Origin of the sequence: Bradyrhizobium betae, from assembly GCF_004123905.1 — a bacterium.
GTDB classification, from domain to species: domain Bacteria; phylum Pseudomonadota; class Alphaproteobacteria; order Rhizobiales; family Xanthobacteraceae; genus Bradyrhizobium; species Bradyrhizobium betae_A.
In genome coordinates this window covers 89,178-109,072 of sequence record NZ_MZXW01000041.1, presented here as the reverse complement: position 1 = coordinate 109,072, position 19,895 = coordinate 89,178, and the positions used below count along the sequence as shown (strand labels likewise).

The following is a 19,895-nucleotide window of genomic DNA, read 5'->3' as shown; positions in this document are numbered from 1 at the left end:
TAGCGGTCGCGCTTCAATACCCGGTCAGCTCGAGATAGCCAACGCCGTCATGCGTGCCGGCAAAACTGATCGGCCCCTCCCAATAGGAGAAGCCGGTCCCCATCCAGGCTTTTGGATTGAGCGGCTTGCAGGAAATCGAGAAGGACCGTGAGGGGATCGCGATCTGCCATTCCACCGGCAGCTTACGACCTGCGACCTCCGTCGTCGCTTTCGGTGTCATCTGGATATCGCTGCCCACAATCATCTGCGTGTCGCCGCTAGCGCTGATCCAGTTGCCGAACGGATAATCTTTGCCGTCCTTCTGGCGCAGCCGGTACAGCATCAGCTTGTCGCCGGATGCAAGATGCAGCGACAGCCAGTCCCAGCCGGTCTGGTCGGCATCCAGCGGCTGGCTACTCCATTCGCGGTCCATCCAGGCCTGGCCCGAGACATCGACCGGCTTGTCGTCGATGACGAGCGTACCGCGCGCCTGGTAAAACGGCTGGCTGTAATAATAGGAAGCCTGCCCACGCTCCGACTTGCGGCTGAAGCCGCGGTCGCCTTGCAGCACCACCGGACGATCAGTCTCTAACGTCAGCGCATAGCTGAAGTCGGTGCCGGTGGCCTTCAGTGTCACCGGCGCCAAGGCGCGATGGTCGGTGCGGTCAAAACCCCTCATCTCCCAATCGTCGATCCAAGCCGCAAACGGTTTTGCCGTGACGCCCGCCTGTCCAATCCCACCACGCGAAAACACTTCGCTGAAGCGGTGCGTGTCGGCGCGCGTCACTGCCGCATGCGCCATCCAGATCTGCTGATTGGCCCAGCCTTCACCTTGCGGCCCCGGCTGCGTCGCCTGACGGAATAGCGTCCATTGCAGGCCGCAAGCCGCGCCGCTGCTATCTGTGAGATTCGCCGTGAGATACCACCACTCGATGCGAAACTCCGGATGGGGCCCGTGATCGGCGGGGAAGGTGAACGTCTTTCCCGGTGTGACCTTAGCAAAGCCATCGGCGGTCTCGCCGAGCCCGGCATAGCCTTGCGCGCCGGCGCGGCGGGCAGCCGCGAGTGCGGCGATGCCGCCGGCGAAAGCGCGCCGCGAAATCCGATCAGCGCTCATTGGCAAACACCTTGACGAGGCTCGCCGGCTGCATCCGCGCCAGCCGGAGCATCGGCAGCAGCGCGGCCAGCAGCGAAGCCAACAGCGCGACCGCGACCAGCTCGACCAATTGCAATGGAAACACGTGGAACGGCAGCCGCCAGCCGAACGCTTTGACGTTCACGATCGCGATCAGGCACCACGCCACCAGCAGCCCGAGCGGCACGGCCAGCAGCGATGTGAACAGCGCAACCGACAGCGTCTTGGTCAGCTCGATTGCGGCAAGGCGCGGCCGCGTGATGCCGATCGCCCAGAGCGGCGCGAGCTGCGGCAGGCGCGAATTCGCCAGCGTCAGCAGGCTGGTCAGCAGCGCGATGCCGGCGACGCCGAGCGTGAAGGCGTTCAGTGCCGAGGTCACCGCAAAGGTGCGATTGAAGATCCGGATCGACTCCGCCTTCACGGTCGCCTGGTCGGCGACGCTGCGGTCGTCGAGCGCAAACTGCTTCTGCAACGCTGCGATCAGCCCGGGAATATTCTCCTTCGCGACGATGAGGCCGATCCGCGTCTGCGGCGTCTGCGGAAAGTGCCGGATCAGCGCCGCGACATTCACCGCGAGCTGTCCCTTGGGGTTGCCATAGTCGGCATAAATGCCAACGATATCGAGCTCCCAGGTCCCACCTGGCGCCGGCACCTCGATGACATCGCCGACCCGGACATTCAGCCGGCGGCTCAGTTGCTCGCTGATGAAGGCGGCATTGCCTGGCACCAGCTGGGTCCAGGCGCGTGGCGCGGTCTCCAGCAGCGGCCAGCGCTCGCGATAGAGCGCGTGATCGGGCAGGCCGAGCAACTCGACCGGCTGGCCTTGCACCTGGGCCTCGGCGCGTCCGCCCGACAGGATCGCCTGCACATCGCCACGCTCCTTCAGCCAGTTCCGGATCGCAACGCCTTGCGCATTGTCGGAAGCGCTGATGTAGACATCAGCCGCGAGCCGGCCGTTGAGCCACCCTACAAAAGTGCGGCTGAAGGTTTCCACCATGGTGGAGACCCCGACATTGACGGCGAGCGCGAGCAGCAGCGCCATCAGCGCCAGCGACAATCCCGAGAGCTGCTGCCGGCTGTCTGCCCAGAACCACAGTGCGAGCGGCCCTTTCGCAAAACGCTGGCCGACGAGCAGGATGATCTCGAGGAACGCCGGCAGGATCAGCGCCGCACCGAACATCAGCGCGGCCAGCACGCCAAAGCCCGCGATCAGCGATTGTCCGTAGTGAAGCAGCAGCAGCGCGACCACGAACACCATGCAGGCCGCTGCGCTTTGCAGGATCAGCCAGCGGCGCTGCCGCTGCTGCCAGGCATACGGTTGCGCGGTCGCCAGCACAGGCATCCTGATCGCCTTGATCAGGCTGGTCGCCGCCGCAACCAGCGCGCCCGCGATGCTGATGCCGATGCCGGCGAGCCACCATTCGGGTTGGAGCGTGAGCTGCCCCGGGATCTGCGCGCCATAGAGCCCGCGCAGCGAGGCCGCGACGTCCGGCAGCAGCGCCGCCGCGATGAAATAGCCGCAGACGAGCCCGATCAATCCTGCGACCAGCGCCAGCGCCACCAGCTCGACCACCAGCACGGTATCGACCAGCCGCGCCGAGGCCCCGCAGGCCCGCAACGTCCGCAGCATCGGCAGCCGCTGCTCGAAGGCGAGGCCGACGGCGGAGTTGACGATGAAGAGGCCAACGAAGAACGACAGCAGGCCGAACGCGGTGAGGTTGAGATGGAAACTGTCGGTCAAGCGCTCCAGCTCCGTCTCCGCATTCGGCTCGACCCGCTGCAACTGCTCGCCGACGATGCTTGCGAGCGGCGCCGGCTTGCCCTTCGGCCTGCCGATCACGAGTCGCGACACCTGGTCCGGCTTGTTCAGGAGACGCTGCGCCACGCCGATATCCACGACGAGAACGTTGGGAACGAGCTGCGGCAGCACGCGCAGTGGCGGCAGTTTTGCGCCGCTGCTGATCGGCGGCGCCGCGCCTTCCGGCTCCTGCAAATCGCTCAGCGTTTCCTGCGCCACCAGCGTCTGGCCCGGCGGCGCAACAAAACTGCTCAGATCCGAAGCACCGAGGCGCGGCGCATTGCCGATTTCGGCCGGCATCGTCACCGGCTCGACGCCGAGCAGCCGCACCGAGCGGCCGTTGATCTGGACGCGTCCCTCCAGCATCGGCGACACCGGCCAGCCCGCGCGGCGGAGCTTGACGAACAGCTCCTGCGGAAAAGTCGCCGCGTCAGGCGCGACCAGCATCGCGGTGCGCACGCCGCCAAACGTCGCCGCCGCGCGGTCATAGGCGTTGCGGGCCTGCTGGTTGATCGCCTGCACGCCGCTCCACAGCGCAGTTGCCGCGATCAGCCCGATCAGCAGCGTCGCGAACTGCATCTTGTGCCGCCGCCAGTGGCTCAGGAGCACCGCGAGCACCCACAGCGCGCGCCTCATGCGATTCGCCCCGCATGCAAGGTGAGGTGGCGGTCGAGCGTGCCGGCCAGATGCAAGCTGTGCGTCACCATCAGGAAGCCGCAGCCGGTGCGCGCGACGAGGTCGCGCGTCAGTGCCAGCACGTCCTCGGCGGTGGCTTCGTCCAGATTGCCGGTCGGCTCGTCCGCGAGCAGCAGCGACGGCTTTGTCGCCAGCGCCCGGCCGATCGCGACCCGCTGCTGCTGGCCGCCTGATAATTGCTCTGGATAGCGCTTGAGGAGGTCGCCTAGTCCAAGCCGCTCGACCAGCTCCTTGGTCCAGGCTGCATCAATCCGGCCGGCGATCCGCGCCTGGAAAGCCAGATTGTCCGCGACCGACAGGCTCGGGATCAAATTGTACTGCTGGAAAACCAGGCCGATCCGGTCGCGCCGCAAGCCGGCGCGCCCTGCGTCCGACAGCTTGGTGACCTCGGTCTCCTCCAGCCGGATCGATCCGCTATCGGCGGCATCCAGCCCCGCGATCAGGTGCAGCAGCGTGCTCTTGCCGCTGCCGGATTCGCCTGTGAGCGCGACGCGTTCGCCAGCCCTGAGGTCGAGGTCGACGCCACGCAGTACATGGACCGGTTCGCCGGCCGAGGAGAAGGTCTTGGAGAGGTTTCGGATGCTCAGCACGATGGATGGCGCCGGACGGAATTAACGGAAATGCTGCGTAGCACACTTACTGCGGAAATGCCGGGGTTGCGTTGCCGTTCAAGCCGTTGTTAGCTCCGAGGACGGCCAAATCAAAAAGTGCCGAAAAAGACATACGGGGAGAACGATGAGCGCTCAGGGAACGCCCAATGCGGCCGGGAAGACGACCGAAACGCCGAAGGGCGCCTGGACTGTCACGTTTCTCCTCTTTCTCTTCATGGTCGTGAACTTCGCGGACAAGATCGTGGTCGGTCTCGCCGGCGTGCCCATCATGACCGACATGAAGCTCGAGCCGGAGCAGTTCGGCTTGCTCGGCTCCTCCTTCTTTTTCTTGTTTTCGATCTCGGCCATCGTGGTCGGCTTCATCGTCAACAAGGTGCCGACGCGCTGGGTGCTGCTGACCTTGGCGGTGATCTGGGCACTGGCGCAGTTTCCGATGGTCGGCACCGTCTCCTTCACCACGCTGCTGATTTGTCGCATCGTGTTGGGCGCGGGCGAAGGCCCTGCTTTCTCGGTCGCCGCGCACGCGATCTATAAATGGTTCCCGGACGAGAAGCGCACGTTGCCGACCGCGGTCCTGTCGCAGGGCTCGGCCTTCGGCGTCATCCTCGCCGTGCCGGCGCTGAACTGGGTCATCGTCAATCACTCCTGGCATTATGCGTTCGGCGCGCTCGGTGTTGTCGGTCTGATGTGGGTCTGTGCCTGGCTCGCCTTCGGCAAGGAGGGCCCGCTGGAGGATACGCAGACCCTCGCGGCCACTGAGCCGCAAATCCCCTATTTGCAGCTTCTGACCTCGCGCACCTTCCTCGGCTGCGTGATCGCGACTTTCGGCGCCTATTGGGCACTGTCGCTCGGCCTCACTTGGTTCACGCCCTTTATCGTCAAGGGCCTCGGCTTCTCGCAGAGCCAGGCCGGCTTCGTCTCGATTCTGCCCTGGGTGTTCGGCGCCACCATCGTGATCCTCACAGGTTGGATCTCGCAGGTGATGATGGCGCGCGGCTACACCACGCGCATCTCGCGCGGCGTGCTCGGCTCGGTGCCGCTGATCCTCGGCGGCCTGATTCTGGCGACGATGCCGCATGCAACGGGCGCCGGTCTCCAGATCGCGCTGCTCGTGGTCGGCTCCGGCCTGTGCGGCGCGATCTACGTGGTCTGTCCGCCGATGCTCGGCGAATTCACCCCGGCCTCGCAGCGCGGCGCGGTCCTTGCGATCTACGGTGCGCTCTATACGCTCTCGGGCATCATCGCGCCGACGGTGATGGGCACCGTGATCCAGCGCGCCGGCAACATGGTCGACGGCTACATGACCGGCTTCACCATCAACGCCGTGGTGATGGTCGGCTCCGGCCTCATCGGCCTGCTGCTGCTCTGGCCGAACTCGGAGAAGGCGAGGCTAACCCGTGGCGCTGCGCCGCAGACAGCGCGGTTGAAGGGCGCGGTGTCGCCGACGTGAAGACCGCTTCTGCGCTTAACCTCCCGCGAGGGGAGGGTAAGCGGCAGTCGCTCGTCAATTCATCCCCTGCGAGCCACGAATCAACTTCCCCGGCCGTCGTCCCGTGGCTTCGCCCTGCCGCCGCGTCACCACGCCGGACACGATCGTGGCGTCATAGCCATCGACATCCTGCAACAGCCGGCGCCCGCCGACCGGTAGATCGTAATGCACCTTCGGCGGATGCAGATGCAGCCGGTCGTAGTCGATCACATTGACGTCGGCCTTGTAGCCGGGCGCTATCAGCCCGCGATCGGTGAGGCCGACCGAGAGCGCGGTCTTGCGCGACTGCGCGGCGACCACGAACGGAATGGACAGCTTCTCGCCGCGGGTGCGGTCACGCGTCCAGTGCGTCAACAGATAGGTCGGGAAGCTGGCATCGCAGATGATGCCGCAATGCGCGCCGCCGTCGGACAGGCCGGGCACCGATTGCGGATCGATCAGCATCTCGCGCGTCGCATCGAGGTTGCCGTCGGCGTAGTTGAGGAAGGGCACGTAGAGCATGCCCTTGCCTTCGTCGGACAGCATCGCGTCATAAGCGAGTTCTTCCGGCTGCCGGCCCTGCTTGCGCGCCCGCGGGCCCAGCGCGTTCTCCGGCGGCTGCTCGTAATCGGGGGGATCGCCGAGCAGAAACATCTTGTCGTAGTTGGGCCGGAAGAACAGCGGATCGTCGGTCGCGGTCGCCGTCTCGCTAAGGATCGCCTTGCGCACCTCGCCTTGATGTAGTCGCGCCAGCCGCTCCTTCAGCGGCAGATGGGCGATGGCCTTGTAGCTCGGATGGGTCTGGAATGGGTTGCGCGACAGCTCCAACCCCAGCAGCAGCCCCACGGGACGCGCCGCGATTTGCGCGGTGATGGAGAGGCCGCGCCTCGCGGCTGCATTGATCTCGTCCAACGTCTGGCGCCAGCGGTTTGGCGCCTTGTCGTTCTGCGTGATCGAGAACGAGATCGGGCACTTCGTGCTGTCCGCCACCCGCAGCATCATCGGCAGGTCTTCGTGGAGGGTCGACAGATCCAGCACGAATTGCAGTACGCTGCGGCCCTGGCTGTGCATCGCGCCGGCAATCGCGGTGAGCTCGTCCTCGCCGGCCTTCAGTGTCGGCGTGAAATCGCCCGTAGAGGTGCGGTGGTTGAGCGTGCGCGAGGTCGAGAAGCCGAGCGCGCCGGAGCGCACCGCCTCGCCCGCGAGTTTTGCCATCGCCGCATTGTCTTCCGCCGTCGAGGGATCGCGGCGCGCGCCGCGCTCGCCCATGACATAGACGCGCAGCGCCGCATGCGGCAGTTGCGCGCCGATGTCGATGTCGAAATCGCGCTTGGACAGCCAGTTCATGTAATCCGGAAAGCTCTCCCAGGCCCAGGGAATGCCGGCGCTCAGCACCGGCTCCGGAATGTCCTCGACGCCTTCCATCAGCTGGATCAGGCGGGTGTGGTCGACAGGCTTGCACGGCGCAAAGCCGACGCCGCAATTGCCCATGATCGCGGTGGTGACGCCGTTCTGCGAGGACGGCGTGATGTCCTGGCTCCAGGTGACCTGGCCGTCGTAATGGGTGTGGACGTCGACAAAGCCCGGGGTCACCAGTTTTGCGCGCGCGTCGATTTCCTCAGTGCCCTTCGCCGCGATCTTCCCGACCTCACTGATCCTGCCGCCGGTGATGGCGACATCAGCCTCGAACAGCTCGCCGCCGCTGCCGTCCGCGACAGTGCCGCCGCGGATCACGAGATCAGGGGTGCTCATGGTGTTTCTTCCCGCTTTGTTGTTTTGCTTAAGCGCATTTTCGGGTGCGCCAGCGCAGTGTCAACCGCGGGGAAGTGCGCTCAGGGTTGCATGGCAGCCGTGGCTTGCCGCTTCCGCTCCGTGAACGGCGACAGCACGACCGTCGCCAGCATGAAGATCACGGACGCCCCGAACACCCAGTGCGGCGCGCTCTGGTCCATGATCCAGCCGAACAGCAGCGGTGAGACGATGCCGCCGAGATTGAAGCCGGTGGAGACGATGCCGAAGGCGCGACCGGCCGCCCCCGGAGGCGCGGCGTTGCGCACCAGCATGTCGCGCGAGGGCGCGATCACGCCGGAGAGGAAGCCCGCGGTTGCCATCGTCGCGGTCAGAGCCCAGCCCGGCAATGTCACCAGTGCGATCAACAGCACGATGCCCGCGTTCGCGGCAAAGCAGGCCGCCGCGACATACCCGTGATGCTCGGTGTGGTCGGCGAGGAAGCCGCCCGCGAGCACGCCCGCGGCGCTGGCGCCGAGGAACGCGGTGAGTGCGACATTGGCGACGGAATAGGACGTGCCGTAGCCGCTCATCAGTGCCACCACGCCGAAATTGTTGATGCCGGCGACCGACAGGCTGAGCAACATGAACAGCGCGGTCAGCGTGATCAGCGCCGGGGTGATGACGGCCTGCTTCGGTGCGTTTTCGTTGCCCGGCTTTGTCTTGTGCGCACCGGCCTCGGGAATGCCCATGGCCACCAGCAGCAGCGCCACCAGAATGGCGATCGCACCCGATGCGATCAATGCGCCGGTGCCGCCCGAGACGGTGACCAGCGCCGCGACGATCGCCGGCGTCACGGCACCGCCGAAATAGCCGGCAAAGGTGTGGATCGAGAAGGCGCGGCCCATCCGTGCCTCGTCCATGTGCTCGGCGAGGATGGCGTAGTCAGCGGGGTGATAAACGCTGTTGGCAAGCCCGAGCAGCACGGCGCAGGCGATCAGCGAGGCGTAGCTCAGGTGCAGGCCGAGCAGGATCAGCGCGAGACCGCCGAGCGTGAGCCCGATCAGCAGAATCTTCCGCGCACCAAAATGATCGACGAGATAGCCGGTCGGCGCCTGGGTCAGGCCGGACACGACGGCAAGGATGGTGAGCGCAAAGCCGAGCTCGACATAACCGACGCCGAGCCTGTCCTTCAAAAACGGGAACAGCATCGGCAGCACCAGCAGATGGAAATGGCTGACCCAATGCGCGACCGAGATTCCGGTCAGCGTGCGTAGCGCGCTGTCCGCCTTGCCTTGTTGCGGTGCGGCGAGAACGTCGACCATTGCAGTTCCGTTTCACGTCCTGAAGGGACGCGCAAACTATCGGGGACAGCGGTTATTTGTCCATGAACGCAGGCGCATGGCAGGTAGCGCGGGCGGGGTGAGAGCTCCACCAGCGGTGTGGCGTTCGCGTAGGCCCCCTCACAACGGCTCGTCGTCATTGCCATAGCGATCGCGCTTCGGCGTGGCCATGTCGCCATCTTCGTAATCGTCGTCGACCTCGCGCGGAGGCGGCAGCTTTTTCTTCGCCTTGTCGTCGACTGTTTTGGGCGGCTCGTTCGGCTTTGCGATCTTGGCCATGGCTGGTCCCGGATGGTGATGCTTCACCCGATTCTATCCGGAAAATATGTGCGGTTCCTGATCTGGCGCAAGAAGGGGGCCATCAGTGCAGCACAGGCCCGCCCGCCTTCTTCCAGGCATCGATGCCGCCAGCGATATGGGCCGTGTTGGTGAGGCCCGCCTCCTTGGCAGCCGCAACTGCCATCGCCGAGCGCTCGCCGAAGGCGCAGAAGAACACAACGCGGCGTCCCGTCGCGGCCGCGACCTCGCGCAGCATGCCGCCGGGCTTCAGGCTCTCCTCGACGCTCGGATAGGGCGTGTGCAGCGCGCCTTCGAGCATGCCGTGCTTGGCGCGCTCGTTGCTCTCGCGCAGATCGACCAGCAGGATGTCGGGCCGGTGGAGCGAGCGGATCGCCTCGGTGGCGCTGAGCGCGCGGCCCTCCTTCTCCAGCTCTTCCTGATGCAGGCCGACCCGCATGTTGGCAGGCACTGCCACGTCCATCATCTTCGGATTGGGCAGCTTCAGGTTGGCCATCAGCTCGATATAGTCGTCGACCGACCGCACCTGGAGCCGCGGATTGTAGCGCTTCTCCTCGCCAATGGTGGAGACAGTGTCGCCCTTGTAGTCATGCGCCGGGAAGACCATCGTCTCGTCAGGCAGCTTCAAGAGCCGGTTGAAGATCGACTCATACTGCGCGCGCGAAGAACCGTTCTGGAAATCGGTACGGCCGGTGCCGCGGATCAAGAGCGTGTCCCCGGTGAAGACGCGGTCGCCCATCAGATAGGAATAGGAATCGTCGGTGTGGCCCGGCGTGTACATTACGTCGAGCGACAGGCCCTCGATCGTCACCTTGTCACCGTCGGCGACTCGCATGGCCACCACGTCGGCCTTGGTCTGGTCGCCCATCACGGTCATGCAATGGGTGCGGTCGCGCAATTCGCCGAGGCCGGTGACATGGTCGGCATGCAGATGGGTGTCGACGGCTTTCACCAGCTTGAGGTCAAGCTCGCGCAGCAGCTGGCAGTAGCGGTCGACCTTCTCCAGCACGGGATCGAGGATCAACGCCTCGCCACCGGGGCGGCTGGCAAGGAGGTAGCTATAGGTGCCCGAAACGCTGTCGAAGAGCTGGCGGAAGATCATGGCAAGACCCGGCGTGAACTGATTTCGAGGATTCTACTACGCCGGGGGCAAAAAGGAGAAGCAATTCACTGTGTATATAATAAAATTTAGAAGATTTTTGTTGCGGGGGCGATGTCGTCCCCGCCTGGTGCGCAATTGCGCACGGAGGCGGGGACCCATAACCACAGGGAGAGGTTGTGGAGCGAGCTGGTCACTCCGAGTCTTCGCAAAATCACTCCCTGTGGTGATGGGGCCCGGATCTGCGCTTCGCTTGTCCGGGACGACAGGGGAGTGTGCCGCGGCAAAAGGCTCAGGGCCTCACCAATGTGTACCCATTCTCCGCCAGGAACAGGATCTGCCCGCCGCCAACCTGCACCGGGATCGCGGCAGGGATGAACTCCGGCCGCTTGCCCGTCTCCCGCTCAATCGTATCGACGGTGTTGAGGCAGATGTCGAAGCGCACGCCCTGCGCGATCAGGCTCTCGACCTGCCTGCGGCGCTCGCTGTCAGCAAGCAGCAAATCGATGCCGGGGCCGAACGCGACGATCTCGATCGCGACCTTGTCGGGATCATAGGCCTTCAGCAGATTGTTGGCGACGCTCAGCACCAGCACCTGCTTCTTCGCATCACCGTCGGAGAGCTGAAGCACGATTCTGTGCTCGGCGAACGGCTTGTCCTGGAGCGGCACCTGCTGGGCCGAAACGAGCGGCGTCGCGGCGAAGGCGAGCATCGCCAGCATCAGCGCGGACAAGATCTGCGAGCGCATCATCCTATCCCGCAATGCCCGGATTGTTCTCGACACCCATCAGCGTGACGCCCGCGCCGAGCCGTTCCTGTAGCATCCGGCCCGAGCGCAGATATTTGGCGACGACATCCCACACCGGCGCGCCCTGCTGGCCGTTGACCGAGGCCCAGCCCGCGACCTTGTAGCGGTGGCTCGCGCTGAGCGTCTTGCCGCCGTTGAGCTTCACGTCGGAGATGCGGCTGCCGATCGCGGCCGTCGGCGTGCAGGTGTAGCTGAGGCCGCCGGCGCGCACCATGTCGCCCCCCTGCTGGTAATAGGGATCGGCGTTGAAGAGATTGTCGCAGATGTCTTCCAGCACGTTCTTGATGTCTGCGCCTGTCATCTCCTGCACATAAGTCTCGGGATAGGTGATTGCGGTTTCCGCGAGCACGTCCTCCATGGTGAACGGCTGGCCTGATAGCGCGGTGACGCCCCAGCGGAAACCCGGCGACAGCGCGATCTCCGCATCGAGCTCGGTACGCAGCGCAGTGCAGATCAGCTCGTCGACCGGGCCGGTGAAATTGCCGCGGCGATACAGCAGGCGGTCCGGCGTTGCGATCTTCTCCGCCCAGTCGGTCACATGCGGCGCGCGCAGCCGGCCGATCAGCTCGGCCATGACGGGATCCGGCTTCAGCAGCTCGGAATAGACCGGCAGCAGATGATATCTGACGTCGCTGACCTTGCCCTTGTCGAGCGCGAGATCGAGCACGCCCAAAAATTTTCCGTTAGAGCCGGCATTGGTGACGAGTGTTGTCCCGCTCGCGTTCTTCACTGCAATCGGCTGCGGCACGGCATCGTGGGTGTGGCCGCCGAGAATGACGTCGATGCCGGTGACGCGGCTTGCGAGCTTGAGGTCGACATCCATGCCGTTGTGCGACAGCAGGATGACTGCATCGACCTTCTCAGTGCTGCGCAAGGCATCGACATGCTTCTGGAGCTCTTCCTCGCGGATGCCAAAGGTCCAGTCCGGCGTGAACCGTTTTGGGTGTGCGATCGGCACATAGGGGAAGGCCTGGCCGACGATGGCGACGCGATGGCCGCCGATCTCCTTGACTACGGAGGGCTTGAAGACGCGCCCCGTAGCCTTGTCGAAGGCGGCGGCGTCGTTGAACGCGGCTTCCTCGGTCAGGAAAACGTTCTGCGCCAGAAACTCGCCCTTGAAGCGCTCGAGATTGTCGCGTAGCGCCTGCTCGCCATAGGTGAATTCCCAATGCCCGGTCATCGCCTCGATGCCGAGCAGATTGGCGACCTCGACCATGTCGCGGCCCTGCGTGACGTTGGCAAGCCCCGTGCCCTGCCAGAGGTCGCCGCCGTCGACCAGCAGCGAATTTCTCTCGCCGGCCTCGCCGCGCAGGCGGTCGACTAGCGTCTTGAGATGGGCGAAGCCGCCGAGCTTGCCGAAGCGGCCTGCGGACTTCTCGAACTCGAAGCAGCTGAAAGCGTAGGCATCGGCGCTGTCGGGCCGGATGCCGAACCGTTCGAGGAAGGCGCGGCCGACCAGATGCGGCGGCCGCCCCGCCATCTCGCCGATGCCGATATTGACGCTGGGCTCGCGGACATAGACCGGGTTGAGCTGCGCATGCGCGTCAGTGAGGTGCAGGATGCGCGCGTTGCCGAACCGTTCGAGGTCGTAAATGCTGGCGGTCTCGGCGCCGCGCGCGAGCCGCGGCAGGCTGAGCGAGGTGGCGACAGCAGCTGTGCTCTTCAGGAAATCGCGGCGGCGGATCGCCATCACAAATTCTCCGCGCCTATTTCTGGCAGTTCAACGGTTACACTGCGCGTCAGCTTAGCGGATTTCCATCGCCTTCCAGGCCTCTTTTTCAGACGTCGCCTGGAAGATTGACGCTTTCGCCAGCGCTTCGGCCTCTTTCGCGGCGGCAATGGCGCGATCGAAATCGCCGCTGTCGCCCGCTTTTTTGGCTGCCGCCAGCGCCGATACGGTCACGGTCCATTGGTTGCGCATGCCGGCTGCCTCCTTGGAAGCGGCTTCTGCAGCGGTATAGGCCGCCTTGTAGTCCGCTTCATTTGCCGCGCGCGCCGCTGGCGCGAAGCTCAATGCGAGCAGCATGGCGAGAGCAAGTGACAGCTTCATGGCCGCGCTCCCGGGCCTGAAATCGGCAGGCCGTTGGCGACGTAGGAGAGGAAATATTCGACGTCGCGATATTCATCCGCCTGCGGCTCCAGCGGAACCGCGCGGGTCTGGCTGTTGCAGGTGATGAAGCGGCGGCTGGTGGTGCCCATGCCGCTCCATTCGGAGCGATAGATCGGCATCGCGTTCAGAATGCCGAGCGCCGGCGCCAAAATCTCGGCGCGGATGCGCTCGCCCGGGCTCTGCACATGGCAGCTCGCACAGGAGAAATTCAGCTGGCCGCGGCGGGTGTAGAAATAACGCTTGCCGTTCTCGAACGCCGCGAGCGCGCGCGGATCGTCGGGAATCTTGATGTCCATCAGCTTGCCGCGCGAGGTAAACGCCATGTACGCCGTCAGCGAAGCCATCTCGTCCTTGACGTACGAATAGGGCGCCTCGCCATTGGCCTCGCGGCAGCGGTTGAGCGCCAGCTCCAGCGTGACGACCTTGCCTTCCTTGTCGTCGAAGTAGGGATAATTCTGGCGGATGCCGATGCCGCCGTTCGGGAAGCAGTCGGCATAGGTCTTGCCGTTCTTGAACGGGGTCGAAAACATCTCCTTGCCGGCGTCGAGCGCGAACTCGTAAGGCGGGAATTCTTCCTTCTCCTGCCACTGCCGCTTCATGTCCGCGTTCATGGAATAGGGACCGTTGACGAAGTCCTCGTGCTTCACATCAGGAAACTTCTGGAAGAAGAAGTTCTGGAATGCCTTGGCGTCAGCGACGGAATCGACCTTGTCGGCCGCGACCACGCGCGGGGATGTCAGCGCGAACGCGACCAGCGCGGCACTGAGCGAACCAAGCAGGAGGGCGGTGCGGGCCTTCATTACGCAATCTTCGCGGTGGTGGTGTCCGAGCCACCCTTGTTGTCGGTCCAGGAGATCTTGAGGTCGTCGCCCTTCTTGGCGCCCTTGAAGCTGAACTTCACATAGGGGTCTTTGGAAACGGCCGTGCCCCAATTGGCGACGAAGACGTCCTTGCCGTTACATTCGAACTTCAGCTCCTGGATGTAGTGCGCAGGGATCAGCTCTCCCTTGGCATCCTTGACCAGGCCGGTGTCCATGGGGTGCTGGATCAGCGTCTGCACCTCGGTGATGTCGCCGTTGGATGTTGCGCGCACGCGAATGCTTGATGCCATCGGACTGATCCTCCTAACCGCCGCAGCCGCCGACGGTGACTTTCACTTCCTTGGTCGCGCTGTAGAGCTTGCCGTCGGCCTCCACGATCGCGGTCACGTTGCTGGTCTTGGCCATCTTCAGCCGGTTGGCGACACCAGGGATCGTACCGTCAGGAATCCTGTAGGATGCCGCAAGCGCGTTCGGGTTCTCGGCCACGAAGAAGGAGATCGAGGTGACCTTGTCCAGCGTCGTCGTCACCGAAATCGGCACCACGCCGCCATTCTCGGCGATCTCGGGCGCATCGAGCTTGACCTTGTCGGAGGGCTCGGCGGTCCTGCCGTAGAGCGCCTTGATCGCGTCGGCTTCGTTCTTCAGCTTGAACGCCTCGTCCGGATATTTGTCGTTGGCCGCCGCGAGCGCGGGAGCGAACGGCAAATTGCCGAGGCCGAGCAGCGCGACCGAGGCTGCGCCCTGAAGGATCAGGCGCCGCGTCGGATGAGGGTCGGTGGTCGTGGTCATCAAAAGTCTCCTGCACAGTCCCTCGGACGGTCTCTTGGACAGTCTCTTGGCGTGCCTGACGTCACAGGGTTTGCAGGAAATCAACGATCGCGCTGATCTCCTGGTCGGTCAAAATCCGGTTCCGGCCGAACGGCGGCATCATGGTCTGCGGATTGCGCTTGGTCTCGTCGAAGATGATCGCGAAGAGCTCGTTGCGATCAGGGTATTTTGATTTGAGATCCTTCAGTTCCGGCCCGATCGTTCCCGGCAGGTCGCCGCCTTTGATGACGTGGCAAGTCAGGCAATTGCCTTTGCCGCGGTCGAAAGCGAGCCTCTCACCATCGGCCACGGCGGACTGCGCCCGTGCGGAAGGCGCAGCCGTGCCGGCCAGGAGGGCCAGCGCAACGAGCAGGGCGGGCTTGCAAGAAAAGGCGGTCAAGGCGTCGTCCTGAAGCGTTATGTCGATGATCTCGTTCGCCGAAATATAGTGTTCCAAAGCACAAAGGGCATCGCCTGACAATCAAGACTATGCACGCGGCAAAATGGAGTTAATATCTTCCGCATTGCAACTAAAGTGATTATTTGTTCGGCGGATTCGGGCCCAAGGGTAAGCCAAGGGTAAGGGCAATGGGCGCGGACCGGCTGTTTTCAGGGCGTTTGGGCGTTCATCTTGTTTTCATCGCGTTCTCGTTTTTTCAAGGGGACCTCACTTGGCTGAATATGTCGTCGAATTTGGCAGGGATGGCGGACGGGTCGAGCCGGATGGGCGGCTCGATGCGCCGGCATTTCATCGCAATCACGAACCGCTCTGGGCGGCACTGGAAAAGCATCTCGCTGGCTTGACCGGCAATGTGGTCGAGCTCGGCAGCGGAACCGGCCAGCACGTCGTTCATTTTGCCCGCCACACGCCCGGCCTGGTCTGGTGGCCGAGCGACCTCAACCAGCGCCACCTCAAGAGCATCGAGGCCTGGCGCGTTCATTCGGGCCTGCCAAACATCCGCTCGCCGTTGCGGATCGATCTGACCGATCCCGACTGGTGCCCGGAGATGAAAAGCGGGCAGGCGCCGACAAGCCTTGCCGCCTTGTTCTGCGCCAATGTCATCCACATCGCGCCATGGAGCGTGGCCGAGGGCCTGTTCGCCGGCGCCGGCCGTTATCTGCGCGCCGACGGCAAGCTGTTCCTCTACGGCCCCTTCAAGCGCGACGGCAAGCACACCGCGCTCAGCAACGCCGTGTTCGATACGTCGTTGCGCGAAGGCAATCCCGATTGGGGCGTGCGCGACATCAGTGATGTCGAAGCGCTCGCGAAGGCTGTGGGTCTTCGGTTGATCGATACGATCGAGATGCCCGCGAACAATCTCACGCTGGTGTTTTCGCGCTAGCTACGATGGCGGTGCGCTCCCTCCCCGCCTGCGGGGGTGGGTTGGGGAGAGGGTGTCACCCCAGCGGGACAACCTCCTAGAGGAGAGAACCTTCACCAGCCGCACTCTTCGAGTGCCTCGGCCTCTCCCGCAAGCGGGAGAGGCAAGCGTCGCTCCTGGCTCGCTCTTAGCCAACCAAACGACATTGCGCCTTAAGACGCGAGACGTCAGACCCCACCGTCCCCCCACCCAATCTTCTCCTTCAAGAACCTGAAACCGATCACCTCGAACCCGGCGCGTTCCTTGTTGTCCTTGCCGTACCCATGCCCGCCGGCTTCCGGCTCGTAGAACCAGGCCTCGTAACCCATCGTCTGGAGCTTCGCCGCCATCTTGCGCGCATGGCCGGGGTGGACGCGGTCGTCGCGGCGCGTGGTGGCGATCAGGATCGGCGGATAGGCCTGGCCGGCTTTGACATTGTGATAGGCGGAGTAGGTCTTCAGCCACTCCCATTCCTCGGGCTTATCAGGGTCGCCATATTCCGCGATCCAGCTCGCGCCCGCGAGCAGTTTTGTGTAGCGGCGCATGTCGATCAGCGGGATGGTGCAGAACAGCGCGCCAAAGCGCTCGGGATAGCGCACCAGCATGTTGGTGATGAGGATGCCGCCGTTCGATCCGCCTTGGGCTGCGATGCGCTTTGCGCTCGTCACGCCGCGTCGGACGAGATCGGCGGCCACGGCCGCGAAATCGTCGTGCGAGAGTTTTTTGCCGGCGAGCCGGCCGGCATCGTGCCAGCGCGTGCCGAACTCGCCGCCGCCGCGCAAATTCGCCTGCACCGTGGTGCCGCCGCGCTCCAGCCACAGCTTGCCCAGCGACGGATTGTAGTACGGCTTGACCGAATGGGCGAAGCCGCCATAGGCGCTCATATAAACCGGCGCATCGCCGGTCTCTTTGGCGGGGCCGGTCTGGACATAGGGAATGCGCTCGCCGTCGATCGAGATCGCCTCGTGCTGCGTCACGACGAGGCCGTCCGCGGTGAACGTCCTCGGCGCCTGCTTCAGCACGGTCGGGCTTGCGACGCCGCGCGCGATCAGCAGCATTGATGGTGGCGTAAGCGGATCCTGCACATTGGCGAGCAAATCGCCATTGCTTTCGGACGGATGGCGATCGAGCGGCCAGATGTCGACGACGCCGATCTCAGGCAGGCCGGGAAGCGCTTCGCGGCTCCAGCCATTGGCAGATGGCGCGCAGATCTCGAATTGCGGTTTGAGCTCGTCGAGGATCGACAGCACCAGCTTTCCCGCAACCCAGAACAGGCCTTGCAGCGCGCGCCGCGGCGCCGGCTCGAACAGGACCGTGAAATCGCGGCTGCCGGCGAAAAACGCGGACAGCGATATGCCGAGCACGGTGTCGGTCGCATAGGTCCGCTCTTGAGTCCCCTCCTGGACCTCCCAGTCCTTGCGCAGCTTGATCGCGAACCAGTCGCCATGCGCCTGCATCCAGATGCCGGTCGGCAGATCTAGCTTCGTCATCGTGCCGGCCGCGTCGCGCAGCCAGACCGCATGATTGAAGAAGTCGATCTGGTCGACGATCCAGACCCGCGGCGCCGGTCCAGTGTCGTCGGCCATGCCTGACATCGCCATGTGATCGGCCATGGTCTCGAGGATCACCTGCGCCTGATCGACAGGCTGGCCGCGCCGCCACACGCGAACGGTCCGCGAATATCCGGAGCTTGTCGCCATGCCCTCGCCATGGGCGCTCGACAGCAACAGCGTATCGGCGTCGAGCCAGTCCACGCCGCCCTTGGCTTCCGGCAGCGTGAAGCCGTCGGCAGCGAAGCTCTTGGTGGCCAGGTCGAACTCGCGCAAGGTGACAGCGTCGCTGCCGCCGCGCGACAGGCTCAGGATCGCCCGCGAGCTGCCGGGCATCGTGGCGATCCCGCTGAGCAGCCAGTCTTCACCTTCCTTTGCAGCAAGCTGGTCGATATCCAGCATGGTCTCCCACGCTGGACTTGCTTTTCGAAACTCCGCCAGCGTGGTCCGCCGCCACAGGCCGCGCGGATTGGTGGCGTCCTTCCAGAGATTGTGCAGATCGTCGCCGCGCCGGCTGACATAGGGAATGTTGTCGGGGCGATCGTAGATCGCCGCGAGGATGTCGCGATCGCGCGCGAAGGCCGCGCCGCCAAATGCAGCCAGCGTCAGTTGATTCTGCCGCTCGACGAAATCGAGCGCCTGCTTGTCTTCGATCTCCTCCAGCCAGAGCCAGGGATCGTCGTCGGGAGCGCTGAGCGTGGGCCTGTCGTCGGCGGACATGAACGAAACTCCTGAAGTGGCGGCGGATAGGATTTGATCGAGCGCAAGCCGTCAAGGCCGCGGCCCGGTATCATTGGCCTGATTGCGTCAGAGGCATGGCCCGCGCCCGTTTGCGCCGGTTGCCCGCCCTCCCGCACCCCTCCATAGTCCCGGGAATCAACCGAGCCTTTCGGGCGGAAATGCCGATGCTGGACGTGACGACAGCCAATGAGATCGCCGACGACGCACGGGTGCGTGCCAATGTGGTGCGCCTTGCCGCAGCCCAGGCGCTGACAGGTGCCAATTCGGCGGTGATCTTCGCTACCGGCGCGATCGTCGGCGCCACGCTCGCGCCCGACATGTCGTTCGCGACCGTGCCGATCTCGATGTATGTGGTGGGCCTCGCCGCCGGCACGCTGCCGACCGGCGCGATCTCGCGCCGCTTCGGCCGCCGCGTGGCCTTTATCGTCGGTACGGGCCTTGGCATGCTCACCGGCCTGCTCGGCTCGTTCGCGATCCTGCACGGCTCGTTCGCGCTGTTTTGCGTCGCGACTTTCCTCGGCGGCCTCTACGGCTCCGTCGCGCAATCCTACCGCTTCGCAGCCGCCGACGGTGCCAGCGCGGCCTACCGGCCGAAAGCGGTGTCCTGGGTGATGGCGGGCGGCGTGTTCGCCGGTGTCCTCGGTCCGCAGCTCGTGCAGTGGACCATGGATGTCTGGCAACCCTATCTGTTCGCCTTCAGCTTTCTGGTGCAGGCAGCCGTCGCGCTTGTTGCCATGGGCATCGTCGCCGGCGTCGACATGCCGAAGCCTGCCCCGGCCGATCTGCATGGCGGGCGGCCGCTGCTGACGATCGTGAGCCAGCCGCGCTTCATCGCGGCGGCGCTGTGCGGCGTGATCTCCTATCCCATGATGAATCTGGTCATGACCTCGGCGCCGCTCGCCATGAAGCTGTGTGGGCTGAGCCTCAGCGATTCCAATTTCGGCATTCAATGGCACATCGTCGCCATGTACGGGCCAAGCTTCTTCACGGGTGCGCTGATCGCGCGCTTCGGTGCGCCAAAAATCGTCGCTGCCGGACTGTTGCTCGAAGCAGGCGCTGCCACCATCGGTCTTTCCGGCATCACCGCGATGCACTTCTGGGCGACGTTGATCGTGCTCGGTGTGGGCTGGAATTTCTCCTTCATCGGCGCCTCCGCGTTGGTGCTGGAGACACACCGCCCGCAGGAGCGCAACAAGGTGCAGGCCTTCAACGATTTCCTTGTGTTCGGCATGATGGCGATCGGCTCGTTCTCCTCCGGGCAATTGCTCGCCAATTACGGCTGGTCCGCCGTGAACATGGTGGTGTTCCCGCCCGTGGTGCTCGGCCTCGCCGTGCTCTCGTTCGTCTCCTGGGCCCGCCGCCGCAAGGCGCGGCTGGAGGCGGCGATGGGCGAGTTCCCGGATGCGATCTGACGCATGATCCGGAAAAGTGCGCAGCGGTTTTCCGATAAGATCATGCTCAATAGATTGGCGGGAGGCTGTCAGCAACGTTGATACTTCGATCCAGCTCGAAGTGATTTTTGGGTGAGGGCTATTTAGATGTC

General features: G+C 64.5%; 18 protein-coding genes. 3 read left to right on the top strand and 15 right to left on the bottom strand.

Going from position 1 to position 19,895, the window contains the following annotated elements; translation table 11 throughout:
• Window positions 1-13: 13 nt before the first annotated feature.
• Genes B5V03_RS29795 through B5V03_RS29785 form a run of 3 tightly spaced genes read right to left on the bottom strand, consistent with a single transcriptional unit; the run spans window position 14 to window position 4,198 of the window.
• Window positions 14-1,096 carry a lipocalin-like domain-containing protein gene (locus B5V03_RS29795; protein WP_129273962.1) on the bottom strand — a complete coding sequence of 361 codons (1,083 nt, stop codon included), beginning with the start codon at window positions 1,094-1,096 and terminating at the stop codon, window positions 14-16.
• Complete coding sequence (locus B5V03_RS29790; protein WP_129273961.1) at window positions 1,086-3,548, bottom strand: FtsX-like permease family protein; 2,463 nt, start codon at window positions 3,546-3,548, stop codon at window positions 1,086-1,088. The genes B5V03_RS29795 and B5V03_RS29790 overlap by 11 nt, the downstream gene beginning before the upstream one ends.
• Window positions 3,545-4,198, bottom strand: a complete 654-nt coding sequence (locus B5V03_RS29785; RefSeq protein WP_129273960.1) for an ABC transporter ATP-binding protein — start codon at window positions 4,196-4,198, stop codon at window positions 3,545-3,547. The genes B5V03_RS29790 and B5V03_RS29785 overlap by 4 nt, the downstream gene beginning before the upstream one ends.
• Before the next feature lie 145 nt (window positions 4,199-4,343).
• Here B5V03_RS29785 and B5V03_RS29780 point away from each other — a divergent pair, with 145 nt between their 5' ends.
• Window positions 4,344-5,669, top strand: coding sequence for an MFS transporter (locus B5V03_RS29780; protein WP_129273959.1), 1,326 nt, complete (start codon window positions 4,344-4,346; stop codon window positions 5,667-5,669).
• Window positions 5,670-5,723: 54 nt separating this feature from the next.
• Here the strand turns inward: B5V03_RS29780 and B5V03_RS29775 are convergent, their stop codons facing one another.
• From B5V03_RS29775 to soxX, 11 genes are all read right to left on the bottom strand, one after another.
• A complete protein-coding gene (locus tag B5V03_RS29775) occupies window positions 5,724-7,439 on the bottom strand; it encodes an N-acyl-D-amino-acid deacylase family protein (protein WP_129273958.1) in 1,716 nt (571 codons plus the stop codon).
• 80 nt (window positions 7,440-7,519) lie between these two features.
• On the bottom strand, window positions 7,520-8,740 hold the full coding sequence (locus tag B5V03_RS29770; RefSeq protein ID WP_129273957.1) for an MFS transporter: 1,221 nt from the start codon (window positions 8,738-8,740) through the stop codon (window positions 7,520-7,522).
• 138 nt (window positions 8,741-8,878) lie between these two features.
• The gene (locus B5V03_RS29765) at window positions 8,879-9,037 is read right to left on the bottom strand and encodes a hypothetical protein (protein ID WP_164988374.1); all 159 of its coding nucleotides are present in this window, start codon (window positions 9,035-9,037) and stop codon (window positions 8,879-8,881) included.
• Between the two features lie 82 nt (window positions 9,038-9,119).
• Window positions 9,120-10,157 (bottom strand): MBL fold metallo-hydrolase, encoded by a 1,038-nt coding sequence (locus tag B5V03_RS29760; RefSeq protein ID WP_129273955.1) that lies wholly within the window; start codon window positions 10,155-10,157, stop codon window positions 9,120-9,122.
• Between the two features lie 289 nt (window positions 10,158-10,446).
• Window positions 10,447-10,905: a hypothetical protein gene (locus B5V03_RS29755; RefSeq protein WP_129273954.1), complete on the bottom strand. Its 459-nt coding sequence runs from the start codon at window positions 10,903-10,905 to the stop codon at window positions 10,447-10,449.
• Window position 10,906: 1 nt separating this feature from the next.
• Window positions 10,907-12,652: a thiosulfohydrolase SoxB gene (gene soxB / locus B5V03_RS29750; protein WP_129273953.1), complete on the bottom strand. Its 1,746-nt coding sequence runs from the start codon at window positions 12,650-12,652 to the stop codon at window positions 10,907-10,909.
• A 54-nt stretch (window positions 12,653-12,706) separates the two neighbouring features.
• Window positions 12,707-13,012, bottom strand: coding sequence for a hypothetical protein (locus tag B5V03_RS29745; RefSeq protein ID WP_129273952.1), 306 nt, complete (start codon window positions 13,010-13,012; stop codon window positions 12,707-12,709).
• The gene (gene soxA / locus B5V03_RS29740) at window positions 13,009-13,872 is read right to left on the bottom strand and encodes a sulfur oxidation c-type cytochrome SoxA (protein WP_129273951.1); all 864 of its coding nucleotides are present in this window, start codon (window positions 13,870-13,872) and stop codon (window positions 13,009-13,011) included. Before soxA ends, B5V03_RS29745 begins: the two co-directional genes overlap by 4 nt.
• Entirely contained in the window at window positions 13,872-14,183 is a 312-nt protein-coding gene (gene soxZ / locus B5V03_RS29735; protein ID WP_129273950.1) for a thiosulfate oxidation carrier complex protein SoxZ, read from the bottom strand. Before soxZ ends, soxA begins: the two co-directional genes overlap by 1 nt.
• 13 nt (window positions 14,184-14,196) lie before the next feature.
• Window positions 14,197-14,682, bottom strand: coding sequence for a thiosulfate oxidation carrier protein SoxY (gene soxY / locus B5V03_RS29730; protein WP_129273949.1), 486 nt, complete (start codon window positions 14,680-14,682; stop codon window positions 14,197-14,199).
• 61 nt (window positions 14,683-14,743) lie between these two features.
• Window positions 14,744-15,100 carry a sulfur oxidation c-type cytochrome SoxX gene (gene soxX, locus B5V03_RS29725; protein ID WP_129274127.1) on the bottom strand — a complete coding sequence of 119 codons (357 nt, stop codon included), beginning with the start codon at window positions 15,098-15,100 and terminating at the stop codon, window positions 14,744-14,746.
• 271 nt (window positions 15,101-15,371) lie between these two features.
• On the opposite strand from soxX, the gene B5V03_RS29720 reads away from it, so the two are divergent.
• A complete protein-coding gene (locus B5V03_RS29720) occupies window positions 15,372-16,043 on the top strand; it encodes a DUF938 domain-containing protein (RefSeq protein ID WP_129273948.1) in 672 nt (223 codons plus the stop codon).
• Between the two features lie 206 nt (window positions 16,044-16,249).
• On the opposite strand, the gene B5V03_RS29715 is transcribed toward B5V03_RS29720, so the two are convergent.
• Window positions 16,250-18,331, bottom strand: coding sequence for a prolyl oligopeptidase family serine peptidase (locus B5V03_RS29715; RefSeq protein ID WP_129273947.1), 2,082 nt, complete (start codon window positions 18,329-18,331; stop codon window positions 16,250-16,252).
• Window positions 18,332-18,516: 185 nt separating this feature from the next.
• On the opposite strand from B5V03_RS29715, the gene B5V03_RS29710 reads away from it, so the two are divergent.
• A complete protein-coding gene (locus B5V03_RS29710) occupies window positions 18,517-19,764 on the top strand; it encodes an MFS transporter (protein WP_164988373.1) in 1,248 nt (415 codons plus the stop codon).
• Window positions 19,765-19,895: the final 131 nt, after the last annotated feature.

Coding starts and splice junctions, on each gene's coding strand:
- B5V03_RS29760 (WP_129273955.1), bottom strand. CDS start 10,157: ATGATCTTCCGCCAGCTCTTCGACAGCGTTTCGGGCACCTATAGCTAC.
- B5V03_RS29795 (WP_129273962.1), bottom strand. CDS start 1,096: ATGAGCGCTGATCGGATTTCGCGGCGCGCTTTCGCCGGCGGCATCGCC.
- soxZ (WP_129273950.1), bottom strand. CDS start 14,183: ATGGCATCAAGCATTCGCGTGCGCGCAACATCCAACGGCGACATCACC.
- soxB (WP_129273953.1), bottom strand. CDS start 12,652: ATGGCGATCCGCCGCCGCGATTTCCTGAAGAGCACAGCTGCTGTCGCC.
- B5V03_RS29780 (WP_129273959.1), top strand. CDS start 4,344: ATGAGCGCTCAGGGAACGCCCAATGCGGCCGGGAAGACGACCGAAACG.
- B5V03_RS29775 (WP_129273958.1), bottom strand. CDS start 7,439: ATGAGCACCCCTGATCTCGTGATCCGCGGCGGCACTGTCGCGGACGGC.
- B5V03_RS29755 (WP_129273954.1), bottom strand. CDS start 10,905: ATGATGCGCTCGCAGATCTTGTCCGCGCTGATGCTGGCGATGCTCGCC.
- B5V03_RS29790 (WP_129273961.1), bottom strand. CDS start 3,548: ATGAGGCGCGCGCTGTGGGTGCTCGCGGTGCTCCTGAGCCACTGGCGG.
- soxY (WP_129273949.1), bottom strand. CDS start 14,682: ATGACCACGACCACCGACCCTCATCCGACGCGGCGCCTGATCCTTCAG.
- B5V03_RS29715 (WP_129273947.1), bottom strand. CDS start 18,331: ATGTCCGCCGACGACAGGCCCACGCTCAGCGCTCCCGACGACGATCCC.
- B5V03_RS29710 (WP_164988373.1), top strand. CDS start 18,517: ATGCTGGACGTGACGACAGCCAATGAGATCGCCGACGACGCACGGGTG.
- soxA (WP_129273951.1), bottom strand. CDS start 13,872: ATGAAGGCCCGCACCGCCCTCCTGCTTGGTTCGCTCAGTGCCGCGCTG.
- B5V03_RS29770 (WP_129273957.1), bottom strand. CDS start 8,740: ATGGTCGACGTTCTCGCCGCACCGCAACAAGGCAAGGCGGACAGCGCG.
- B5V03_RS29765 (WP_164988374.1), bottom strand. CDS start 9,037: ATGGCCAAGATCGCAAAGCCGAACGAGCCGCCCAAAACAGTCGACGAC.
- B5V03_RS29745 (WP_129273952.1), bottom strand. CDS start 13,012: ATGAAGCTGTCACTTGCTCTCGCCATGCTGCTCGCATTGAGCTTCGCG.